This is a genomic window from Vibrio sp. Vb0937, from assembly GCF_033338855.1.
In genome coordinates, this window is sequence record NZ_JAWOTK010000119.1 from 1 (window position 1) to 1,669 (window position 1,669).

Here is a 1,669-nt window from a genome sequence, read left to right on the forward strand (position 1 = left end):
AATACGCGGATTCCATTAATCCTATAAATGAATTCGCTCTCTATATGAAATTTACTCATGTTTTTTTAGGGCTCATAGTTACCTCTAGTTTTGGCGCTACTGCCGCTGATGATTTTAACTGGCTGCGAGATGACGCTCGTAAAGATGAGCGAGTTCTTACCTACTTGACGCAGCAAAACCGCAAGACCGAACAGTATCAAAAAAGTTATCAGGCACTGACACAAGATCTGCTAGCACAGTGGGAAACCATGGTGGCAGACAAAGGCGAGCAGCCATGGTCGATTGTGAATGGACGAGAGTGGACGTTAACGCGTCGTGACGGTCGCTACGTGTTGTTATCACGTGCGAGTCAGCATGCACCAGAAAACGCGGTGTTTGATTTCGCTGAGCGACAATCGGCGCATCAATACTATCAACTTGGTCAGTGGCAAGTGAGTGGTGATAAACTGCTTTTTACTGAGGATATCGACGGCAGCGAGCAATATCGAGCCGTGGTTGTTGATTTACTCTCAGGCCAATCTTCGGAACTGGCAACACACGTCGATAGTGGTGCACTGTTATCACAAAATGGAAAAATGGCGTACCTTGTGGCAAAGGACAAGCGTACCCAGCGACCTCATCAGATCCTACGTATTTCCACGGAGTCTTTGGCTAAAACAGTAGTATGGAATGAGTACAAATCAGATTGGTTACTCTCTTTTTATCGCGCGGCAGATAGTCGTTACGCCGTGCTGCAAAGCAACAACGAGTCAACAACAGAGCAGAAGCTTGTCGATCTAGAAACGGGCACAGTCACCGATTCATTGCGAGTGCCAGAAGTGGGCGTGGAATATTACGCAGATGTCGCGAAAGGGCATGTTTACCTCAACAGTAATCTTGAAGGAAAGTTCGCGCTTTACCAAGCCGAACTCACGCCGCTTAGCGCAACATGGCAACGCTTTACCAACCCTAGTGAGCCGCTTGAGCAGTTCTACCTTTATGATGCAGGAGTTGTGGCACTTAGTAAGCCAAACAATGTGTCGACGTTGACGGTGTATTCTTATCAAGGTCAGGAAAAAGTGATACTGCCATTGGAACACGATGGCAATGTCGCTTGGTTGAGCACGTTAGGCGATTTTGAATCCAACAAGATTCGTATCCGAAGCATGTCGATGACCACGCCTCCTCAATGGGAAGAGTTCGATGTAAAAACGCTGACTAAATCTTTGTACTCTCAAGATGCTTACCAAGATTTTGATAGCCAACATTATGTTTCAAAACGAATTTTCATTAAGCACGATGGTGTTTCTGTTCCCGTCTCTTTAGCGTATCGCAAAGACAAATTACACGCACAATCACCCGTGATGATTTATGGCTATGGCGCATACGGTTTTACGATGAAACCGTACTTTATGCCTCAAGTCATAAGCTTGCTCGACCAAGGCGTGATTTACGCTATCGCCCATGTTCGTGGCGGTGGGTACTTTGGCGATGAGTGGCATGAGCAAGGCCGTGGTGTGCGCAAAGCCAATTCTATTGGCGACTTTGTCGCGGCCGCTAAGACGCTGAAAACGTTTGAACGCGGTAATAGAGAGGTTTTCGCCATCGGTTCTAGTGCTGGTGGCACGTTGGTCGCGGGAGCGGTTAATCGAGATCCTAAGTTGTTTTCAGGTGTCGTGCTTAAAGTGCC

At 47.2% G+C, this 1,669-nt stretch carries 1 protein-coding gene; it reads left to right on the plus strand.

The genetic code is table 11. From position 1 onward, the window contains the following. Nucleotides 1-44 precede the first annotated feature (44 nt). Nucleotides 45-1,669, plus strand: a 1,625-nt coding sequence (locus R7P67_RS23650) for a prolyl oligopeptidase family serine peptidase (RefSeq protein WP_318086170.1), incomplete at its 3' end; no start/stop codon positions are given.